The organism is Ideonella margarita (assembly GCF_038066635.1).
Taxonomy (GTDB): domain Bacteria; phylum Pseudomonadota; class Gammaproteobacteria; order Burkholderiales; family Burkholderiaceae_C; genus Ideonella; species Ideonella margarita.
Map to the genome: position 1 here is coordinate 280,952 of NZ_JBBUTI010000002.1, position 21,570 is coordinate 302,521.

The window sequence follows — 21,570 nt, forward strand, 5'->3', positions numbered from 1 at the left end:
AGCCGATTCTACGGGGCGGCCCGGCGCTTCCAGCCCACCAGCACCACGATCAGCGACAGCAGCCACAGCGGCCACAAGCCCGCCGCACTGACCCACCGGGCGTACGGCGTGGCGCCGACGCGCCCTTCCACCGTGGCCTCCAGCGTGCCGGGCTGCCCGGCGGGCAGGCGGTCCACCACCTCGCCGAGGTGATTCACCACCGCCGTGGCGCCGGTGTTGGTGGCCCGCACGAGCGGGCGCTGCAGCTCCAGTGCCCGCATGCGCGAGAACTGCAGATGCTGGTCCTGCACCATCCAGCGCCCGAACCAGGCCAGGTTGGTGGCATTGGCCAGCACCGTGGCACCTTCGGCTCCCAGCGTGGTGGCCGCGAAGTCTTCGCCGAACAAATCCTCGTAGCAGATCAGCGGGCGCACGCGCTGCCCGGCCACTGGCAGCAAGGCCAGGCTCTGCCCGCTGGCCTGGTCGCCCAGCGGGATCTGCATCATGTCGACCAGCCAGCGAAAGCCCGGCGGCACGAACTCGCCAAACGGCAACAGGTGCCGCTTGCCGTAGCGGTAGAAGTTGTCTGCGCCCAGCCGCCCGGCGGACACCCCGGCCAGCGAATTCACGTAGCCGTCGGTCTCATTGCCCAGGAAAGTGCCGATGAGCGCCGCCCGCCCGGGACGCTCGAACGGCGCGGTGAGCGTGCCCCAATAGCCCGGATCGAGCTGTGCCTGCGCCAGCGGCAGCACCGACTCGGGCGTGACGACCAGCGTGCCGCGCGCCTGCTGCACCTGGGCCGCCAGGGCCACCATGTTGGCGGCGATGTGGTCCGGATCAAATTTCAGGTCTTGCGCCACATTGGGCTGCAGCAGACTGACCGACAGCAGGCCCGTGCCCGTGGTGAACTGCGACGGCGCAAGCCACCCCAGCACGGGCCAGGTGAGCGCCACCAGCGTGGCCAGGCCGCGACCGGGCTGGCGCCGATCCAGCCAGGCCGCTCCGGCTGCCGCCAGCAGGGCCGCAGCCGCCCCGATGCCGTACACCCCCACCCAAGGCGCGAGCGTGGCCAACGGACCGGTGGTGTGCGCATAACCAGAGGCGATCCACGGGAAACCAGTGAAGAGCTGGCCACGCGCCAGCTCGGCCAGCAGCCAGCACGCCGCGAACACCACGGCGTTCACCAGCGCATGGCGCTGGCGCAGGCGGGCAGCCAAAGCCATCGCAGCCGCCATGTAGAGCGACAAGGCACCGCACAGCGCCAGCACCGCCGCAGCCGCCAGCGCCGCCGGCATGCCGCCGAAGTCGTGCATGCTGATCCACAGCCACCACAGCCCGGACGTCAACCAGCCCAGGCTGAAGCAGCCGCCGAGCCACGCGGCACGGCGCACCGGCACATGCATCACGGCGTGGGCGAGCGCAGCGAGGCTGGCCAGCTGCAGCCACCACCAGTCGTTTGGTGCGAAAGACGCGGTGTGCAGCGCACCGGCCAGCACGGCCGCAGCGCCCACCCCGAGCCGGCCACGCCAGCCCGGCGCAGCCAGCCAAGTGAGCAGGCTCACGCCGCGCCCGCCTGGCCGCTCTTGGCCGTCACCCGGCGCACACGGAACCAGCGCACGGCGCCGCCGCGCGTCAGCATCACGGTGAACGACAAGCCACCGGTTTCCACCGTCTCGCCGCGGCGGGGCACGCGGCCCAGCTGGTGGGCAATCAGGCCGCCGATGGTGTCGAAGTCGGCTTCGGAGTAACCGAGCGCGAAGGCCTCGTTGACCGCCGAGATGTCGGCATCGCCCGCCACCCGGTAGCTGCCGTCGGCCAGCGTGTAGACACCGCTTTCGGCATCCGCCACGTCGAATTCGTCTTCGATCTCGCCGACGATTTCTTCCAGCACGTCCTCGATGGTGATCAGGCCGGCGGTGGTGCCGAACTCATCAATCACGATGGCCAGGTGGTTGCGGTTCGAGCGGAAATCACGCAGCAGCTCGTTCAGGCCCTTGCTTTCAGGCACGAACACCGCAGGCCGCAGCAGGGTGCGCAGGTTCAGGTCTGGCGAGCGCTGCAGCTTGAGCAGGTCCTTCGCCATCAGGATGCCGATGATGTTGTCGCGCCCGTCCTCGGTGACCGGGAACCGGGAGTGCCCGGTGTCAATCACCGACGCGAGCAGCTCGTCATAAGGAGCGTCGATATCGAGCACGTCCATGCGAGGGGCGGCGACCATCACGTCGCCCGCCACCATGTCGGCCATGCGGATCACGCCTTCGAGCATGGCGCGTGACTCCGGCTCGATCAGCTCACGGTCCTCGGCATCCGCCAGGGTTTCGATCAGCTCATCGGTGGAATCGGGGCCGGGCGAGAGGAACTCGACCAGGCGCTCGAACAAGGTACGACGGTCGGCAAGACCGTGGGGGTGGCCGCCTCGGGGCGGCCGGCCGGAATGTGGTTCAGACACGAAGTCGGTGTCGGCAGTGAAGACCGCCCGAGAATACTCGATTAACTTGACAGGGTCGCTACCCTGTAGAAGAGTTGCGCGCCTCCGGAATGGCGCACACTCTTGGCTGTTCCCTCTTTTTTGGCCTTACCGCTTCTGCGACGCACCATGTCCCTCATCCCCGCGACCATCCTCACCGGCTTCCTCGGCGCCGGCAAGACCACCTTGCTGAAACGCATCCTGACCGAAGCCCACGGCCAGAAGATCGCGGTGATCGAGAACGAATTCGGCGAAGAGAACATCGACACCGACATCCTCATCTCGGACACCAACGAGCAGGTGATCCAGATGAGCAACGGCTGCGTCTGCTGCACCATCCGCGAAGACCTGCGCACGACGCTGGCCGATCTGGCCGCGCGCCGCCGCAAGGGCGAACTTAGCTTTGACCGCGTGGTGATCGAGACCACTGGCCTGGCCGACCCCGGCCCCGTCGCACAGACGTTCTTCATGGACGACGAGGTGGCCGAGAGCTTCCTGCTCGACTCCATCCTGACCCTGGTGGACGCCAAGCACGCCAACGAGCAGCTGGACACCCGCCAGGAAGCGCGCCGCCAGGTGGGCTTTGCTGACCAGATCTTCATCAGCAAGACCGACCTGGTCGAGCCTGCCGCCGTCGAGGCGCTGAAGCACCGCCTGAAGCACATGAACCCGCGTGCGCCGCACCACCAGGTGCATTTCGGCGAAGTGCCGATCGCCAGCGTGTTCGACCTGAAGGGCTTCAACCTGAATGCCAAGCTCGACATCGACCCCGACTTCCTGAACGAAGGCGGCAGCCACGGCCATGATCACCACCACGATCACGACCATGAGCATGGCGAGCACTGCGACCACCCGCATCACCACCACCACGATGACGACGTGAAGTCGTTCGTGTTCCGTGCCGACAAGCCCCTGTCGCCCGCCAAGCTGGAAGACTTCCTGGGCGCCATCGTGCAGGTTTACGGCCCGAAGATGCTGCGCTACAAGGGCGTGCTGCACATCAAGGGCAGCGACCGCAAGGTGATCTTCCAGGGCGTGCACCAGCTGATGGGCAGCGACCTGGGTCCGAAGTGGGCACCGGGCGAAGCCAAGGTCAGCAAAATGGTTTTCATTGGTATCGATCTGCCACGCGAGATCCTGCTGCAGGGTCTGGAAGGCTGCATCGCCTGACCTGAGTCAGGAAAAACCATCAAGCGTGGGGCGCGTGACTACAATCCGCGCGCCCAACGTGGCGGTTGCACCACAACCGTCGGGCGTGACGGGGTATAACGCCTCTTTCACGAGCGCAGTGGTGAGGAGACGGACCGTGAGCAAGACCTCGGCAAGTACCGCAGCCCCTAACAAGGACGCGGCAGAAACAGCCACCCCGGCAAAGAAGGCCCCGGCGAAAAGCGCCGCGAGCAAGGCCGCCGCCGTGAAATCCGTCGCCGAACCTGGCACCGCGAAGGCCAAAAGCCCTTCTGCTGCCAAGCCAGCTGCCCCTAAAGTGACCAATCCGCCAGCACCGAATGCCAGCGGCGCAACCCGAATGGCTGCACCCAGCCCTTCTACCGCGAGTTTTGCCGAGCGCTTTTCGCCGGCCAAGCCGCCTGCAAGAACCTATCCTGAACCGATGAATGCTGTGAAGCCCGCCGTGAAAGCGGACCCGAAATTGGCCAACGCCTGGAAGACCAAGGCTGGCCGCGACTTGACCGAAGCCGAGCTGCACGCCATGCCGGAAGCGGAGTACATGAACGACAAGCAACTGGAGTTCTTCCGCGCCCGCCTGCAAGCGCTGAAGGACGACCTGCTGTCGAACGCCGGTGAAACCACCGAGCACCTCCGCGAAGACACGTCCATCGTCCCCGATCCGGCCGACCGCGCCACCATCGAGGAAGAGCACGCCCTGGAACTGCGCACCCGTGACCGTGAGCGCAAGCTGCTCAAGAAGATCTCGCAGTCCATCCAGCGCATCGACGCCAACGACTACGGCTTCTGCGACGAAACTGGCGAGCCGATCGGCCTGGGCCGCCTGCTGGCCCGTCCGACCGCCACGCTGTCGCTGGAAGCCCAGCAACGGCGCGAGCTGAAGCAGAAGATGTTCGGGGACTGACCTCCCGCTCCTCACGCGCCTGCCCCGCCGCTCACGATGGCCAGCCCTCCCGATAGCCAAGGCGTTTTGCGCCGCATGGTCAGCCGCATGGCTGCCCCGGCGCGTGACCTGATGGGGCGCAGCGACGACCCTGCCAGCCAGTTCGCCGACATCGAGAAGGCGGAACTCAAGGCCATGATCGAGCGCAAGCGGCGCAACGACTTCGTGCGCAAGCGCGAACTCGACATGCTGCGCCGCATCCGCCGCGAAGGCTTGTCGGCCGAGCAGGCAGCGTCGCTGAACGCCACCTCCCGGCTCGACGACTCCGAGGTCAAGGCCACCCAGCCGCCCAACCATGCCGCGCCGGGCGTGAAGGCCAAGATCGACGCGATCGAGCGCCAGATGGTGGGCTCCGCCGTGCCGGTGGCCCCGCGCCGCTCACCCCCCGGCGGCGTGGTGCCGCCCACCCTGACCGCGCAAGTCCAGGATCCGGACGCGACCGTGCCCGCCGACATCGGCGACGACAGCGTGCCGATGGTCACCCGGCCGATGCCCAGGCAGCTGGAGCCGCTGGAATTCCGGGTTGAAGACCTGCCGGCCGCAGCTCCTGCACCGGCCTCAGCCGGCGCCGGCAAGCTGGTGGCCGTGAACGCCAATGCCATGCCGTCGGTCGAGGTGAGTGAAGTCACCCACGACCACGAGCTGGATGAAGCCGTGATCGCCTTCGCGAATGCCGACTTCAACCATTGCGAGCGTGCACTGCTGCAGCTGACCGGCCCGCAAGGCGCCCGCCAGAGCCACAGCGACACCTGGCTGGTGCTGTTCGACCTGTTCCGCGCCACCGGCCAGCAACAGCGCTTCGAGAGCACGGCGCTCGAGTATTCCCAGAAGCTGCAGCGTTCGCCGCCGCAGTGGTTCTCGCTGCCGCGCCTGGTGGCCGACGCCACCTTGTCGACCGTGGCGCGTGGCCCCGACTCCGGCGACATTGGCTGGCTCAGCCCCGAACGCCTGGACGCCGATGCGGTCGCGCAACTGAATTCGCACACGCTGCAACTGCCGCAGCCTTGGGTGCTTGACTGGACCCGCCTGCAGCGCATCGAACCTGACGGCGCCGCCGCCCTGCGCCAGCTGCTGCGCCGCTGGTCCCAGCAGGTGCTGGAAATGCGCTGGATGACAGCCGACCGCCTGTTCACCGTGCTGCAGGAAGCGGCACCCGTGGGCGTGCGCGATGCAGATCCGTCGTACTGGCTGGCCCGCCTGGAAGCGCTGCGCCTGGTCAACCGCCCGGATCAGTTCGACGAAATCGCGATTGATTACTGCGTGACCTACGAGGTGTCGCCGCCCAGCTGGGAAGCCACCCGCTGCGTGGCGCGCGTCGCGGGCTCGCCGCTGAATACGCAAACCGCTGCGCTGTCTGTGCTGAGCGACGCCGTGACCACGGTGCAGGGCGGCCTGGAAGGCGCCAGCGGCGTGGCCGTCACCTCGCTGGATCTGTCCGGCCAGCTGTCGGGCGACCTGAGCAGCCTGCTGCACACGCTGGACGCCAACCTGAAGACTGCCCGCATCGTGCGCATCTCCTGCGCGCTGCTGATCCGCGTCGATTTCATCGCTGCCGGTGACCTGCTGAACTGGGTCATCGCCAAGCGCGCGGAAGGCCGCCATATCAGCTTCACCGATGTGCACCGCCTGGTCGCCCTGATGTTCGGCGCGATGGGCATCACCGAACACGCGCCGGTGCAGCTGCGCCAGGCCTGAGCGGCGCGGCGCGCTCCACAGCGCTAAACACGGCCCGACCGGGGCCTTGCAGCCGGGCCATCCGTGCCCATATGCCTGAAGTCTCATCCACGAACTTCAGGCCATGGACTCCTATCACGGCACCACCATCGTCAGCGTGCGCCGACGCACCCCCACCGGCTGGCAAGTCGCCCTGGGCGGCGACGGCCAGGTCACGCTGGGGCACATCGTCGTCAAGGCCAGCGCGCGCAAAGTCCGCAAGCTGCACCACAACAAGGTGCTGGCCGGTTTTGCCGGCGCCACGGCGGACGCCTTCACCCTGTTCGAGCGCTTCGAGGCCAAGCTGGAGAAACACTCCGGGCACCTCGTGCGCGCCGCCATCGAGCTGACGCGTGACTGGCGCACCGACAAGGTCCTGCGCAACCTGGAGGCCATGCTCGCCGTGGCCGACCACGAGGCGTCGCTGATCATCACCGGCAACGGCGATGTGCTGGAGCCCGAACACGGCCTGGTGGCCATCGGCTCCGGCGGCGCCTATGCGCAGGCCGCGGCCCGCGCCCTGATCGCCCACACCGACATGAGCGCGCCCGACATCGTCAAGCGCTCGCTCGAGATCGCGGGCGACATCTGCATCTACACCAACCAGAACCACACCATCGAGATCCTGGAAGCGCCGCTGCCCGGACCGGCCCAGATCAGCATGGAGACCGTCGCATGAGCATGACCCCGCAAGAGATCGTCTCCGAACTCGACCGCCACATCGTCGGCCAGCAGGCTGCCAAGCGCGCCGTGGCCATCGCCCTGCGCAACCGCTGGCGGCGCCAGCAGGTCGACGACAAGCTGCGCGCCGAGATCACGCCGAAGAACATCCTGATGATCGGCCCGACCGGCGTGGGCAAGACCGAGATCGCCCGGCGCCTGGCCAAGCTGGCCGACGCGCCCTTCATCAAGGTGGAAGCCACCAAGTTCACCGAGGTGGGCTATGTGGGCAAGGACGTGGACACCATCATCCGCGACCTGATGGAAGTGGGCCTGAAGCAGGAGCGCGACCTGGCGCTCAAGCGCGCCCGCATCAAGGCGGAAGACGCCGCCGAGGAGCGCCTGCTGGACGTGCTGGTGCCACCGCCACGCCACGCCGCCACCGCCACGGGCAACGAGTTCGGCTTCACCGCGCCGGCCCCGGCTGCCGCACCGAATGCCGCCGAAAGCACGGCCCGCCAGGTGATGCGCAAGCGCCTGCGCGAAGGTGCACTCGACGACAAGGAAGTCGAGCTGGAACTGGCCGAGGCCAAGGCAGGCGTGGACATCATGAGCCCGCCCGGCATGGAGGAGATGGCCGAGCAGCTCAAGGGTTTGTTCTCGCAGATGGCGGCCACCCGCAAGTCCAGCCGCAAGCTCAAGGTGGTCGATGCCCTGAAGGCGCTGGCCGACGAAGAAGCCGCCAAGCTGGTGAACGAGGACGAGATCCGCAGCGCGGCACTGCACAACGTCGAGCAGAACGGCATCGTTTTCATCGACGAGATCGACAAGGTGGCGGCGCGCAGCAACACCCAGGGCACGGATGTGTCACGCCAGGGCGTTCAGCGGGACCTGCTGCCGCTGGTGGAAGGCACGACCGTGACCACCAAGCACGGCATGGTCCGCACCGACCACATCCTGTTCATCGCCTCGGGCGCCTTTCACCTGGCCAAGCCGAGCGACCTGATTCCGGAGTTGCAGGGGCGGTTCCCGATCCGTGTGGAGTTGCAGGCGCTGAGCGTTGACGACTTCGAGGCCATTCTCGGCAGCACGCATGCCAATCTGGTGCGCCAGTACCAGGCGCTGCTGGCCACCGAGGGCGTGACGCTGAGCATCTCGCCCGACGGCATCCGCCGGCTGGCGCAGGTGGCGTTTGACGTGAATGAGCGCACCGAGAACATCGGCGCGCGCCGCCTGGCCACGGTGATGGAGCGGCTGCTGGACGACATCAGCTTCGACGCACCGAGGCTCTCGGGCCAGACGGTGACGCTGGACGCCGCCACGGTCAACGCCAAGCTGGGTGCGCTGGCGGCAGACGAAGACTTGTCGCGCTACATCCTCTGAGGACCCGGCCCGGGCTTGAGGCGCATCAAGACTCGCAGCCGCGGTCTCGTTACGCTGGGGGCATGGCATCCACCACGCCCCCGCCCGAGCCGCCGCTGCCGCCCTCCCCCGGCAGCGTCCACCACGCCGATACGCAAACCTTCATGCGCCGGCTGCCGCGCTGGGGTCTGTCGCCCGCGCCGCACCACAACAGCCGCGCCACCCGCATCGAGCGGATGTGGCGCTGGCCGACGCTGGTGGTTCTGCTGCTCACGGTGCCGGCCTTCTATGCCGACCTGCTGCAAGCCGGCGCCAGCCCCCTGGCCGATGCCACTTACCTGGTCGCCGCGCTGGTGGTGGCCGCCGGCCTGTGGCACGTGGGGCGGGCCAGCCACCGCCCACTGGAACATGCGCTGGGCAACCCGACCGACCTGCTGCTGGTGACCGGCCTGGTGCTGGCGGCCGCACTGCCCAGCAGCCAGGTGTCATCGGCGGCGCTGGGGCTGCGGCTGCTGGTGGCCTTCGGCACGCTGCTGCGCATGGTGTGGGCCACCCAGCACCTGATCACCCGGGGCGGGCTGACCTACCTGCTGACGATGGCGGTGGGCGTGCTGCTGCTGTGCGGCCTCGGCTTCTGGTGGCTGGAGCCCACGGTGCACACGCTCGGCGACGGGCTCTGGCTGGCCTTCACCACGGCGGCCACGGTGGGCTATGGCGACGTGGTGCCCACCACGCCGGCGGCCAAGATCTTCTCGGTGTTCGTGGTGCTGCTGGGCTTCGGCGTGCTGACGCTGGTGACCGCCGCCATCGCCACCTCCTGGGTGGAAACCGAGGAGCGCCGCATCGAGCGGGAAATCATGCGTGACATGCGCCGCGAGATGGCCTCGGTGCGGCACGAACTGGTGGCCCTGCGCCGCGAGCTGGAAAGTGCCCGCGGCCAGTCCTTCAAGCCCTGATCAGACGGGCCAGCGCTGCGACTGGATGTGCAGCAGGCCATCGAAGATGAGCGATTCGATCAGCTCATGCTGCATGTCGAGCCAGGGCGCAACCTTCCAGCCGGCACCGCCGGTCATCAGGGCCACGGGCTCTTCGCCGCAGCGCTCACGCAGGTGGCGGCCCATGCGCTCGATGGCGCCGGTGATGGCGTAGGTGCCGCCGCTGGTCAGTGCGTCCGAGGTGTTCGACGGGAACGGCGTGACCTCACCCGTGGGCACCCGCAGGCCGGCCGTGCCGCTTTCGAGCGAGCGCAGCATGATGCCGTGGCCGGGCAGGATGAGGCCGCCGAGGAAGGTGCCGTCGCGGTCGAGTGCGTCCACCGTCACGGCCGTTCCCACCATCACCACCAGCGCCGGCCGGGCCGGGCCGCGCGACAGCACATGGCCGCGCGCGCCGATCAGCGCCACCCAGCGGTCCGCGCCAAGGCGCATCGGGTGGTCATAGCCATTGATCACACCGGCCTCGCTGGCCTGCGGCACCACCCAGCGCGGGGTCAGGTCCCACATCTCCAGCTGCTCTTCGACGCGGCGGCGAACGGCCTCACCGGCCACCACGCAACCCAGCATGCTGGCGGGCGGGGGCAGGTTCTTCCAGTCCTGCTCGGCGAGCTCGTCGATGGTCTCGAGAAAGCGTGCGCCGTGGGCCAGCAAGGTGGCCCCGGGCTGGGGGGATGCGTACAAGGCCCACTTCAAGCGGGTGTTGCCGATGTCGATGGCCAGAAAGCTCATGAGGCCAGAGGGTAACAGGGGCCCGCATGCGCAATATTGACTACGGGAAAACACCCAGCCAGCCGGGCGTCAGCTGTCAGGCACGCCTCAAGCGGCAATGGCATGATCACGCAATTGACGTTGACGTAAACGTCAACCACGAACAACCTCTGCTGCGAGCGCTCACCCCATGACCGACCTGTCCGCCGACTTCCAGGCCCTGGCCAACTACCGCCCCACCCGCAAGGTCCGGTTCGTCACGGCCGCCAGCCTGTTTGACGGGCATGACGCCGCCATCAACATCATGCGGCGCATCCTGCAGGGCATGGGCGCCGAGGTCATCCACCTCGGGCACAACCGCTCGGTCGATGAAGTGGTCACCGCGGCGCTGCAGGAAGATGTGCAGGGCATCGCCGTCTCCAGCTACCAGGGCGGCCACAACGAATACTTCACCTACATGGTCGAGCTGCTGAAGGCCCGCGGCGGCGAACACATCCAGGTGTTCGGTGGTGGCGGGGGCGTGATCGTGCCCGAGGAAATCTCGATGCTGGCGCAGCACGGCGTGCGCATCTTCAGCCCGGAAGACGGCCAGCGCATGGGCCTGCAGGGCATGATCGGCGAGATGGTGATGCGCTGCGACAAGAGCCTGTCGGCCTGGGCGCCCACCACGCTGGCCGCCGTGCAAGGCCAGACCGACACCGCCTGGCGCGCACTGGCACAGCTCATCACGGTGCTGGAAAACGGTGACGCGGCACCGGCCCTGGTGGCCGAGGTGCGCGCTGCCGCAGCGCAGAGCACCACGCCGGTGGTGGGCATCACCGGCACGGGCGGCGCGGGCAAGTCGAGCCTGACGGACGAGCTGATCCGCCGCTTCCGCCTGGACCAGGACGACGCCCTGCGCATCGCCGTGATCAGCATCGACCCTTCACGCCGCAAGAGCGGCGGCGCCCTGCTCGGTGACCGTATCCGCATGAACGCGACGGGCCCGTGGCAGAAGGGTCAGCGCGTGTTCATGCGCAGCCTGGCCACCCGCGACACCGGCAGCGAGATTTCGGCGGCCCTGCCCGACGTGCTGGCCGCCACCAAGGCCGCCGGCTTCGATCTGATCATCGTCGAGACCTCGGGCATCGGCCAGGGCGATGCGGCGATCGTGCCGCATGTGCAGGTGCCGATGTACGTGATGACGCCGGAGTTCGGCGCGGCCAGCCAGCTCGAGAAGATCGACATGCTCGACTTCGCCGAGTTCGTCGCCATCAACAAGTTCGACCGCAAGGGTGCGGCGGATGCGCTGCGCGACGTGGCCAAGCAGGTGCAGCGCAACCGCGAAGCCTTCACCGTGATGCCCGATGCCATGCCGGTGTTCGGCACCATGGCCAGCCGCTTCAACGACGACGGCGTGACCGCCCTGTACCAGGCGCTGAAGGTGCGCCTGCAGGGCCTGGGCCTGCCGCTGGCTGAAGGCCGCCTGCCGCTGGTGAAGACCCGCCACAGCACCCACCAGACCCCCATCGTGCCGGGCGCCCGCGTGCGCTACCTGGCCGAGATCAGCGACACCGTGCGCGGCTACAAGGCGCGTGCCCGGGCGCAGGCCCAGCTGGTGCGCGAGATGCAACAGCTGCGCGAAGCCGCCCGCATGTTGAGCACCGACAAGGCGCACCGCCCCAAGGCCGCCGAAGCCGCGCTCGACCTGGCCGAGCAGCGCAGCCTGCGCGTGGACGCCGACGCCCGCAAGCTGCTGGCCCAGTGGCCCGACCTGGTGCAGGCTTATGCCGGCGACGACTACGTGGTGAAGATCCGCGACAAAGAGATCCGCACCGCGCTGACCCACACTACGCTGAGCGGCAACAAGATCCGCAAGGTGGCGCTGCCGAAGTACGTGGACGAGGGCGAGATCCTGCAGTGGCTGATGCTCGACAACGTGCCGGGCAGCTACCCCTACACCGCCGGCACCTTCGCCTTCAAGCGCGAGGGTGAAGACCCGACCCGCATGTTCGCGGGCGAAGGCGACGCCTTCCGCACCAACCGCCGCTTCAAGCTGGTCAGCGAAGGCATGCCGGCCAAACGTTTGTCCACCGCCTTCGACTCGGTCACGCTGTACGGCAACGATCCCGACCTGCGTCCGGACATCTACGGCAAGGTGGGCAACTCCGGCGTCAGCATCGCGACGCTCGACGACCTGAAGGTGCTGTATTCGGGCTTTGATCTGTGCAGCCCCAGCACCTCGGTCTCGATGACGATCAACGGCCCGGCGCCGTCGATCCTGGCGATGTTCATGAACACCGCCATCGACCAGCAGCTCGACAAGTTCCGCGCCGACAACGGCCGCGAGCCTTCGGATACCGAGAGCCAGAAGATCCGCGCCTGGGTGCTGGCCAATGTGCGCGGCACGGTGCAGGCCGACATCCTGAAGGAAGACCAGGGCCAGAACACCTGCATCTTCTCGACCGAGTTTTCGCTGAAGGTGATGGGCGACGTGGCCGAGTACTTCGTGCACCACGACGTGCGCAACTTCTACTCGGTGAGCATCTCGGGCTATCACATCGCCGAAGCCGGCGCGAACCCGATCAGCCAGCTGGCCTTCACGCTCAGCAACGGCTTCACCTTCGTGGAGGCCTATCTTGCGCGCGGCATGCACATCGATGACTTCGCGCCCAACCTGAGCTTCTTCTTCAGCAACGGCATGGACCCGGAATACACCGTGATGGGCCGCGTGGCGCGCCGCATCTGGGCCGTGGCGATGAAGGAGAAGTACGGCGCGAACGAGCGCTCGCAGAAGCTGAAATATCACATCCAGACCTCGGGCCGCAGCCTGCATGCGCAGGAGATCCAGTTCAACGACATCCGCACCACGCTGCAGGCCCTGATCGCCATCTACGACAACTGCAACTCGCTGCACACCAACGCGTTTGATGAGGCCATCACCACGCCGACCGAAGACAGCGTGCGCCGGGCCATGGCCATCCAGCTCATCATCAACCGCGAGTGGGGCCTGGCGAAGAACGAGAACCCGAGCCAGGGCGCGTTCATCATCGACGAGCTGACCGAGCTGGTGGAAGAAGCGGTGCTCGCAGAGTTCGAGAAGATCGCCGAGCGGGGCGGCGTGCTGGGCGCGATGGAGACCGGCTACCAGCGCAGCAAGATCCAGGAAGAGTCGATGCACTACGAGATGCTCAAGCACACGGGCGAGTACCCCATCATCGGCGTCAACACCTTCCGCAACCCGCACGGCGACGCGGCGCAGGGCCCGATCGAGCTGGCCCGCTCCACCGAGGAAGAAAAGCAGAGCCAGCTGCAGCGCCTGGCGGACTTCCACCGGCGCCACGCGGACGAGGCGCCGCGCCAGCTGGCCCGCCTGCGCCAAGCCGTGATCGACAACACCAACGTGTTCGAGGTGCTGATGGACGCGGTGCGCGTGTGCTCGCTGGGCCAGATCACCGCCACGCTGTTTGAAGTGGGCGGGCAGTACCGCCGGAGCATGTGAGCCGCCTCAAAAAATGGCGGGCTCGCGTTTTTATGGCCTAATTACGGGTTCTGCGAGTTTTCGCCCCATTTCCTTTTGTTCACCGGAGCCACTCATGGGCAACAAGATCAAGACCGAAGCCGACCGCATCGCCACCCCCCGCCCGGCCGTTCCTGCCGGTGTGGCATTCACCACCGCCCGTGGCCAGCGCATCAGCCTGGAACGTGGTTCGCACACCCGCTCCAAGAAGAACCCGGGCAAGCGCGCCAAGAGCGGCGGCTGATACAGCCCGCCAGTGTTCAACGCGCGAGCTTGAACACGGCAACCCCAAGCGGCCTGGTCAAACGACCCGGCCGCTTTGTCGTTTCTGACCCGCCTGCCGATCTGAGCCGTCTGCCATGCTTCGCATCACCGAACTCCGCCTGCCGCTGAACCACCCGGAAGACGCGCTGCGTCCAGCCATCGTGGCCCGCCTGGGCGTGGCGGATGCCGACCTGCGTGATTTCACCGTCTTCAAGCGCGCCTATGACGCCCGCAAGAAGAGCGCGATCCTGCTGATCTACACGGTGGATTGCGACGTGGCGAACGAGGCCGCCGTGCTGAAGCGTCATGGTGGCGACCAGCACATCAAGCCCAGCCCGGACACCCAGTACAAGTTTGCCGGCCATGCGCCGGTGGATTTCTACAACGGCGGCGAGCGGCTGCGCCCGGTGATCATCGGCTTCGGGCCGTGCGGCATCCTGTGTGCGCTGATCCTGGCGCAGATGGGCCTCAAGCCCATCGTGCTGGAGCGCGGCAAGCAGGTGCGTGAGCGAACCAAAGACACCTGGGGCCTGTGGCGCCAGGGCCAGCTCGACCCCGGCTCGAACGTGCAGTTCGGCGAAGGCGGCGCCGGCACCTTCAGTGACGGCAAGCTCTGGAGCCAGATCTCCGACCCGCGCCACCTGACCCGCAAGGTGCTGACCGAGTTCGTGAAGGCCGGCGCGCCCGAAGAGATCCTCTACGTCAGCAAGCCCCACGTCGGCACCTTCCGGCTGGTGAGCATGGTCGAGAAGATTCGCGCCGACATCGAGGCGCTGGGCGGCGAGATCCGCTTCCAGCAACAGGTGACCGACCTGCTGCTGGAAGGCCGGGGCGAAACGCGCCGTGTGCGGGGCGTGACCCTGGCCTCGGGCGAGCAGATCCGCACCAACCATGTGGTGCTGGCCCTGGGCCACAGCGCGCGCGACACCTTCACGATGCTGCATGAGCGCGGCGTCTACATGGAGGCCAAGCCCTTCTCCATCGGCTACCGCATCGAGCACCCGCAAGGCGTGGTCGACCGGGCGCGCTTCGGCAGCAACGCCGGCAACCCCATCCTGGGCGCGGCCGACTACAAGCTGGTGCACCACGCCGCCAACGGCCGCTCGGTCTACAGCTTCTGCATGTGCCCGGGCGGCACGGTGGTGGCCGCCACGTCCGAGCCCGACCGGGTGGTGACGAACGGCATGAGCCAGTACTCGCGCAATGAGCGCAATGCCAACGCCGGCATCGTCGTGGGCATCAGCCCGGAAGACTACCGGCGTGACCCGGGCGGCAGCGGCCCGGTCAATCCGCTCGACGGCATGGCCTTCCAGCGCATCTGGGAGTCGCGTGCGTTCGAGCTGGGCGGTGGCGGCTACATCGCCCCGGGCCAGCTGGTCGGTGACTTCATCAAGAAACAACGCGGCCCCGCCGCCGGCTTTGGCAGCGTCATGCCGTCGTACAAGCCCGGCGTGCACCTGACCGACCTGAGTGAGCCGGGCCGCGAAAGCCTGCCCACCTACGCGCTGGACGCGATCCGTGAAGCGCTGCCCGCGTTCGAGCGGCAGATCAAGGGTTTCTCGATGGCGGACGCTGTGTTGACCGGCGTGGAAACGCGCACCTCGTCACCGCTGCGCATCACCCGCGCGAAGAACCTGCAAAGCGTGAACGTGGGCGGCCTGTACCCCGCCGGTGAAGGCGCGGGTTACGCCGGCGGCATCATGAGCGCGGGCGTCGACGGCATCGAAGTGGCCGAAGCCCTGGGCGCAGCGCTGCTGGCCGAGGGCTGAGGCCAGATCGAAATTCAGCCCGGGCTCGACGGCTGCGGCTGCGTCTGCAGCACCTTGAGCAAGCGCTGCCCCGCCCGGCCGTCTTCCGGCCAACCCAGCCGCTTCTGCTCCGCCTGGATAGCGCGCCGCGTGGCGGTGCCCAGCAGGCCGTCCACCTCGCCGATCGGGTGGCCGCGTGCTGCCAGCGCCGTCTGCAGCGCACGACGCTCCAGGCGCGACAGGCCGGTGTCGTCGGTCGGCCAGGCGGTTTGCCACGGGCTGCCGCCACGCAGGCGATCAGACAGGTGCGAGATCGCCAGGGCGTAGCTCTCGGCCGCGTTGTAGCCATAGATGGCGTCGAAGTTGCGCGTCACCAGGAACGCCGGGCCCTTCAGGCCGGCTGGCGCCACCAGGCCCAGCTCACCGGTCAAACCCGCTGCACTCAGCGGGCGGCCATCCACCAGCTTCACGCCGCGCGCGGCCCAGTCCGCCTGCGGCCGCTTGGCGCGCCGGCCCACCAGCGCGCTGTCCAGCCCGTCGGGCACCCGCACTTCCACACCCCAGGGCTGGCCAGACACCCAGCCGGCCTTGTCGAGGAAGTTGGCGGTGGACGCCAGCGCGTCAGGCACGCTGCCGACCAGGTCGCGGCGGCCGTCGCCGTCACCGTCCACGGCCAGACGCAGGTAGGTCGACGGCATGAACTGGGTGTGGCCAAACGCGCCGGCCCAGGAGCCGACGAGGCCCTCCGACCGCAAGTCACCGCGGTCGATCAGCCGCACCAGGCTGAACAGCTCGCCGCGGAAATAGGCCTGGCGGCGGCCGAAGCAACTCAGGGTCGCCAGCGAGTTCAGCAAGGGGCGCTTGCCGAAGCTGCGGCCGTAATCGCTTTCCACGCCCCACACCGCCACCACCGTGGCTGCATCAACGCCCTGGGCCTTGGCGATTGGCGCCAGCACCGCGGCCCACTGCTGCAGCATCGCCTGGCCGTCGGCCACGCGCTGTTCATCCACCAGCACGGCGAGGTAATCCCAGATCGGCGTCTTGAATTCGGGTTGGGCGTCGAGCAGTTCGAGCACGCTCATGTCGGCCTCGATGCCCTTGGTCCACTGGCGCCAGGCCGCGCCGCTCAAGCCGGTGCGGGCCGCGTCGTCAGCGAGGTTGCCCAGGCAGGTGGGCAGATCAGCGGGCGCCGGAGCAGCCACGGCCACCGGCGATGCGCAGGACGCGCACAGCGGCAACAGAACAGCCAGGGTCAGGCGAGGCAGGGCGTGGGTGAGGAATCGGGGCAGCATCCGCGGATTGTCACCGCGGCGATCGCCCACGAAGGGCTTTTGATCAACCCCAGCGGGTGCCCGGACCCACTTCCAGGTAGTCGTCGCCCGCATCGGCGGGGCGTTTGGCGGCGGTCTGGGCCAGCACCTGTTCCATCAGGCTGCCCCAGTTGCCCTGGCCGGTTTCGCCCAGGGCCTGCTCGCGCTCCTTGATGAGCTGGGCAAACGCGGCGGTGCGGGTATCGGGCACCTTGTCGGTGGCACGCTTGCGCGGTGTCTCTGGCGTCTCGAAGTGCGCCGCCACCCGGCGAACCACCGCGTGATAGATCTGCGACACCCGCGACGGCGTGACGTTCAGTGACTGTGCCACCTCGATCGGCGTGAGGCCGACGCCGAGGTAAGCATCGATCACCATGCGCTCGCGCTCAGGCAGTTCGGCGAAGAACTTCTCGAGCCGGCGCAGCACGATGGCGGTGTCGACCCGGGCTTCAACTTCCTCCTGCGGCGTGGCCGGGTGGAAGCGGTGCGGGTGGTCATCGTCGTGGTCTTCGTCAACGCTGACCTGGTGGCGGCCCAGCTGGTCAGCCTGCAGCAGCGACGAGATTTCGCTCATCGGCATGCCGGTGGTGGTGGCCAGCTTGCTGAGCGTGGGCTCGGTGCCGTGTTCGCTGCGATGGCGTTCACGGGCGATCTGGATGACCTTGATCTTGCGGCGCTCACCCCGGGTGAGGAAGTCCATCTGGCGCAGCTCGTCGAGCATCGCGCCCTTGACCCGCATGCGGGCATAGCGCACGAAGGCCTCTTGCGCTGCCTCGGTGTCGCGATCACCTTCCCACTCAAAGCTCACGGCCGCCTGGGCCACCGCGATCAGCCCGACCTGGATCAGGTCGGCGCGCTCCACGTTGGCCGGCAGGTGGCGCACCAGTGCCTGGGCCTGTTTACGGACCCAAGACTGGTTCTTCGCAATGAGAACCGATGGCACGCCCTGCATGGAAATCATGGATCCGATCTTAGGCAGCAGCGTCCGGATCGATCACTCAAGCAGGGCGGCTTTCCCCCTTGATATCAGCGCCTGCCACTTATTCCCTCAATTTCGCAGGGTCATTGGCCGGGCAGATACGCGGTCAGCAGCGCACGCAGGCGCTCGGGCGCCACGGGCTTGGACACATGGTCGTTCATGCCGACGGCCAGGCAGGCCTCGCGGTCTTCGTCGAAGGCATTGGCGGTCATCGCCAGGATGGGCGTGAGCGCATGGTTGGGCAAGGCGCGGATCAGCCGCGTGGCGGCCAGACCGTCCAGCACCGGCATCTGCATGTCCATGAGGATGAGGTCAAAAGCCTCGCGGCGGGCCAGCGCCAGCGCCTCGGCGCCGTCATTGGCCACCGCAACCGCCAGGCCCATGCCCAGCAGCATGGCCTGGGCGACCTCCTGGTTCACCGGGTTGTCTTCGGCCAGCAGTACGCGGCCGCGCAGGGGCGCAGCGTCAGCGCGCTGCAGCGCGGGCTCCGGGCGGCCGTCGAGCGCCGCCGGCAATGGCTCCTGCCAGAGTGCGGCCAAGGCCTGCGCCAGATCGGCGGTGCTGACGGGGGTCAGGCAACCATGCGCCGACGAGGCCGCGGGGGCGGCCAGGCCGGACAGCGCGCGAGTGGCAGCCGCGAGCGCGGGTTCCGATCGGGCCAGCGGCAGCACGGCGGGGCACACCGCTGCACCGCCGTGCCCGGCGCCAGGCACCAGCTCCGCCAGGTCCAGGCCTTGAATCGGCAGCGCCAGCAGCACGGCGGCGTAGGGCGTGGCGTAAGACATGCTGTGCGCGAAGGCATCGCCCGACCCTGCGCCGGAACTGACCGGCCACTGCGCCTTCAGCGCCAGGGCACTGTCCGCTTCGTCCACCAGCAGGCCGAGCGCCCGCAGCTGCCGCGCCAGCGCACACCGCGACGCCACCAGGTCATCGGCCAGCAGCACGCGCCGGCCCCGCCAGGCAGACGGCCACACCGGCTCGGGCTCATCGGCTTCCGGCGCGCCCAGCTGGATGATGAAGCTGAAGCGGCTGCCCTGCCCCAAGGTGCTCTGCACCGTGAGCTCACCACCCATCAGCTGCACCAGCCGACGGGCGATCGTCAGCCCGAGACCGGTGCCGCCATAGCGCCGCGTGGTCGACGAATCCGCCTGCTGGAACGGGGCGAACAGGCGCTCGGTCTGGTCGGGCTCCAGCCCGATGCCGGTGTCCTCGACCGTGAAGCGCACCCGCCAGCCCGGCGCATCGGCGCTGGCCAGTGGAGCCAGGCACTCGGCCTTCACGCCCACCCAGCCGCGCTCGGTGAACTTCAGGGCATTGCCCAGCAGGTTCAGCAGCACCTGCACCAGCCGGGTCGGGTCGCCGTGCATCTGGGCGGGCAAATCCTGCACATCGAGCACCAGCGCCAGCTGCTTTTCCTGGGCCTTGTCGGCCAGCACCGCCCGCAGGCGATCAAACACCTCGTCGCGGCTGAAGGTGATGGCTTCAAACACCATCGCGCCGGATTCGATCTTGGAGAGGTCGAGGATGTCGTTGATGACCTGCAGCAGATGCTGGGCCGCATCCCCGATGCGCTTGAGGCGGGTGCGCTGCAGCGGGTCGGTCAGCTGCTGCCCCAGCAGGTGCGCAGAGCCGAGGATGGCGTTCATCGGCGTGCGGATCTCGTGGCTCATGTTGGCCAGGAACGCGCTCTTGGCCCGGCTGCCCTGCTCGGCCCGGTCGCGAGCCAGTGCCAGTTCGTCATTCAGCGTGCGCAGGCGCTGCTCGGCCTGTTTGGGGGCCGTGATGTCAGAGGCCAGCACGAAATAGCCGGCCACGGCACCGTCCTGCCAGTCAGGGATGAACGTGACCCAGGTGATGAGCGTTTCGCCGGAGGGGGTGTGCACGCTGCGCTCGAAATCCTGGCGCTGGCCGAGCAGCACGGCCTCGATGTGCGGCCGGGTGAGGCGGTGGCCGTCTTCGCCCAGCAACTCTTCCACCGTCATCGTCAGCAGCTTGTCGGGCGGGTGGCCGTACCAGCGCGAGAACGTGGCATTGGCGAAACGGCAGCGCAGATGCTTGTCCCAGTAGGCGACCAGGCCCGGCAGGTTGTCGGCGATGGTTCGCACGAAGTTCAGCGTCTGCAGGCGGCTCTCGTTGGCCTGCTCCAGGGCCCGGCTGCGTTCGGTCACCAGCTCTTCAAGGTGGTCGCGGTGGCGGCGCAACTCGACCTCCAGGCGCTGGTCCTCGGTCACATCGCGCGAGATGCCGAACATGCCGATGACCTGGCCGGATTCATCCCTCAAGGGCCCCTTGGTGGCCCGGTAGACACGCACCTCGCCGCTTTCCTGGGACGTCACCTGCTCTTCATAGTTGAAGATGCGCCCCTCCCGCATGACCTGCTCGTCGTGCGCCTGCACTTGCGCTGCCTGCTCCGTCGACAGGAAGAAGCCGGCGGTCTGGCCCAGCACCTGGGACGCCGGGAAACCCGCCACGCGCTCGGAGCCGCTGTTGAACAGGCGGTACCGCCCCAGTCGGTCCTTGGCATAGATCGGGTCAGGTGAGCTCTGCGCGATGGCTTCGAGCAGCGCCAGCGCGCGGTGCTTTTCCGACTGCTGGCGTTGCACCTCGCGCTGCTGCCGCAGGGCCTGCCGCTGCCGGTACTGGCGCAGCGCGATGCTGGACAAGGCCATGGCCACGGCACCGGCCGCGGCAATCCACCAGGCCCGGAGGAGCGAGCGCCACAACAGCTCCGCCCGGTCGATCTTCGCCACCACCCACCAATCGGCATCAGGCACCATGCGCGCCGCGCCGAAGACCATCTCGCCCCGCCAGTCTCGCCCCTGCGCCACCTTGCCGGGCTCCACCTCGTTGCCCAGCAGGCGCGTGACCAGCAGGTTGGCATCGCTCAAGGTCATCGTCAGGTGGCCGGCAGCAGACGGGCGGCCGCGCAGCGGTGACAGCAGCAAGGCGTCATCCCAGCGACGCAGCAGCAGCACGGTTTCGGCGCTGGTGCTGTCGTGCGGCCAGGTGCTCAGCATGGGAAAGAGTTGATCGTCCGGTCGCCCGCGCAGCACCACGACCGCCGAGGCATCGGGGATCGGGGCGACAAAGTCGATGCGCATGCGCGTCTCGCGTTCGGCCAACGGCGATGCGGTCGAATCAGCAGCCCTGTCAGCAACGGTCTCCGCCGCAGCGTAAAGCTCGGTGCGCTGCACATCGCCGCTGCGCCGGGCGCGCAGCACGGTGTCGAGCAGTTCGGCCGACAGCACGGGCGGCTGCTCGCCCTCCCACACCCGGGCCACGCCGTCGGCATCCACGACCAGCACCTCGTCCATCGCATTGGCGCGGCGGAACGCGGTGAGCCGGGCGATCAGGTCTTCCCGGGCTTTGTTGCTCCCGGCGACAGTCCATTGCCTGTAGAGCTCACCGAGTGCGCTGCTGCGTGCCACCACACGGCTGGCAGCCATGCTCTGCAGCAGCCAGGTCGCCGTCTGGGCGGCGCGCAATTCGGCCACGGCCTCGACGCGCTCGGACTCCCGCTCGACGGTCTGATTCACGCTGACGCTGATGGCCAGCAGCACCACGGCCAGAATCGCCGCCGAGCTGAGCAGCAGCGGCCAGCGCAGCGAGCCCCGTGAAAAGCCCTGGCTGTCCATCAGCCCGAACGGCACGAGCGGTCAGCCAGCAAGAGTGCGTCGTTCATGGTCGCCAGCGGCAGACGGCGCTGCGTGTAGTTGCCACGCAGCGATTCTGGGGCCGCTGTCCGGTCACGCACA

General features: G+C 68.1%; 15 protein-coding genes. 9 read left to right on the forward strand and 6 right to left on the reverse strand.

Annotation, left to right across the window (positions count from 1 at the left end; translation table 11 throughout):
- Positions 1 to 8: 8 nt before the first annotated feature.
- The gene (gene lnt, locus AACH00_RS04260; protein WP_341397777.1) at positions 9 to 1,541 is read right to left on the reverse strand and encodes an apolipoprotein N-acyltransferase; all 1,533 of its coding nucleotides are present in this window, start codon (positions 1,539 to 1,541) and stop codon (positions 9 to 11) included.
- Positions 1,538 to 2,428, reverse strand: a complete 891-nt coding sequence (locus AACH00_RS04265) for an HlyC/CorC family transporter (RefSeq protein WP_341397778.1) — start codon at positions 2,426 to 2,428, stop codon at positions 1,538 to 1,540. The genes lnt and AACH00_RS04265 overlap by 4 nt, the downstream gene beginning before the upstream one ends.
- Before the next feature lie 147 nt (positions 2,429 to 2,575).
- On the opposite strand from AACH00_RS04265, the gene AACH00_RS04270 reads away from it, so the two are divergent.
- From AACH00_RS04270 to AACH00_RS04300, 6 genes are all read left to right on the forward strand, one after another.
- Entirely contained in the window at positions 2,576 to 3,616 is a 1,041-nt protein-coding gene (locus AACH00_RS04270; RefSeq protein ID WP_341397780.1) for a CobW family GTP-binding protein, read from the forward strand.
- A gap of 121 nt (positions 3,617 to 3,737) precedes the next feature.
- The gene (gene dksA, locus AACH00_RS19870; RefSeq protein ID WP_423221895.1) at positions 3,738 to 4,538 is read left to right on the forward strand and encodes an RNA polymerase-binding protein DksA; all 801 of its coding nucleotides are present in this window, start codon (positions 3,738 to 3,740) and stop codon (positions 4,536 to 4,538) included.
- 75 nt (positions 4,539 to 4,613) lie between these two features.
- Positions 4,614 to 6,272: an STAS domain-containing protein gene (locus AACH00_RS04285; protein ID WP_341397785.1), complete on the forward strand. Its 1,659-nt coding sequence runs from the start codon at positions 4,614 to 4,616 to the stop codon at positions 6,270 to 6,272.
- Positions 6,273 to 6,375: 103 nt separating this feature from the next.
- Positions 6,376 to 6,969, forward strand: coding sequence for an ATP-dependent protease subunit HslV (gene hslV / locus AACH00_RS04290; protein ID WP_341397787.1), 594 nt, complete (start codon positions 6,376 to 6,378; stop codon positions 6,967 to 6,969).
- Complete coding sequence (gene hslU, locus AACH00_RS04295; protein WP_341397789.1) at positions 6,966 to 8,333, forward strand: ATP-dependent protease ATPase subunit HslU; 1,368 nt, start codon at positions 6,966 to 6,968, stop codon at positions 8,331 to 8,333. The genes hslV and hslU overlap by 4 nt, the downstream gene beginning before the upstream one ends.
- A 62-nt stretch (positions 8,334 to 8,395) precedes the next feature.
- Positions 8,396 to 9,268 (forward strand): potassium channel family protein, encoded by an 873-nt coding sequence (locus tag AACH00_RS04300; protein ID WP_341397791.1) that lies wholly within the window; start codon positions 8,396 to 8,398, stop codon positions 9,266 to 9,268.
- On the opposite strand, the gene AACH00_RS04305 is transcribed toward AACH00_RS04300, so the two are convergent.
- Positions 9,269 to 10,036, reverse strand: a complete 768-nt coding sequence (locus AACH00_RS04305; RefSeq protein ID WP_341397792.1) for a type III pantothenate kinase — start codon at positions 10,034 to 10,036, stop codon at positions 9,269 to 9,271. It lies immediately after the preceding gene.
- Positions 10,037 to 10,205: 169 nt separating this feature from the next.
- Between AACH00_RS04305 and icmF the strand changes: the two genes are divergently transcribed.
- From icmF to AACH00_RS04320, 3 genes are all read left to right on the forward strand, one after another.
- Positions 10,206 to 13,496, forward strand: coding sequence for a fused isobutyryl-CoA mutase/GTPase IcmF (gene icmF / locus AACH00_RS04310; protein ID WP_341397794.1), 3,291 nt, complete (start codon positions 10,206 to 10,208; stop codon positions 13,494 to 13,496).
- Between the two features lie 94 nt (positions 13,497 to 13,590).
- Complete coding sequence (locus tag AACH00_RS04315) at positions 13,591 to 13,758, forward strand: hypothetical protein (protein ID WP_341397796.1); 168 nt, start codon at positions 13,591 to 13,593, stop codon at positions 13,756 to 13,758.
- Positions 13,759 to 13,873: 115 nt separating this feature from the next.
- Complete coding sequence (locus tag AACH00_RS04320) at positions 13,874 to 15,547, forward strand: NAD(P)/FAD-dependent oxidoreductase (RefSeq protein ID WP_341397797.1); 1,674 nt, start codon at positions 13,874 to 13,876, stop codon at positions 15,545 to 15,547.
- A 14-nt stretch (positions 15,548 to 15,561) separates the two neighbouring features.
- Here the strand turns inward: AACH00_RS04320 and AACH00_RS04325 are convergent, their stop codons facing one another.
- The 3 genes from AACH00_RS04325 to AACH00_RS04335 all read right to left on the reverse strand — a co-directional run bounded on the left by AACH00_RS04325 (position 15,562) and on the right by AACH00_RS04335 (position 21,465).
- On the reverse strand, positions 15,562 to 16,791 hold the full coding sequence (locus AACH00_RS04325; protein ID WP_423221896.1) for a lytic murein transglycosylase: 1,230 nt from the start codon (positions 16,789 to 16,791) through the stop codon (positions 15,562 to 15,564).
- A 70-nt stretch (positions 16,792 to 16,861) separates the two neighbouring features.
- Entirely contained in the window at positions 16,862 to 17,788 is a 927-nt protein-coding gene (locus tag AACH00_RS04330; RefSeq protein ID WP_341397858.1) for a sigma-70 family RNA polymerase sigma factor, read from the reverse strand.
- Positions 17,789 to 17,898: 110 nt separating this feature from the next.
- The gene (locus AACH00_RS04335; RefSeq protein WP_341397800.1) at positions 17,899 to 21,465 is read right to left on the reverse strand and encodes a PAS domain-containing protein; all 3,567 of its coding nucleotides are present in this window, start codon (positions 21,463 to 21,465) and stop codon (positions 17,899 to 17,901) included.
- Positions 21,466 to 21,570 lie beyond the last annotated feature (105 nt).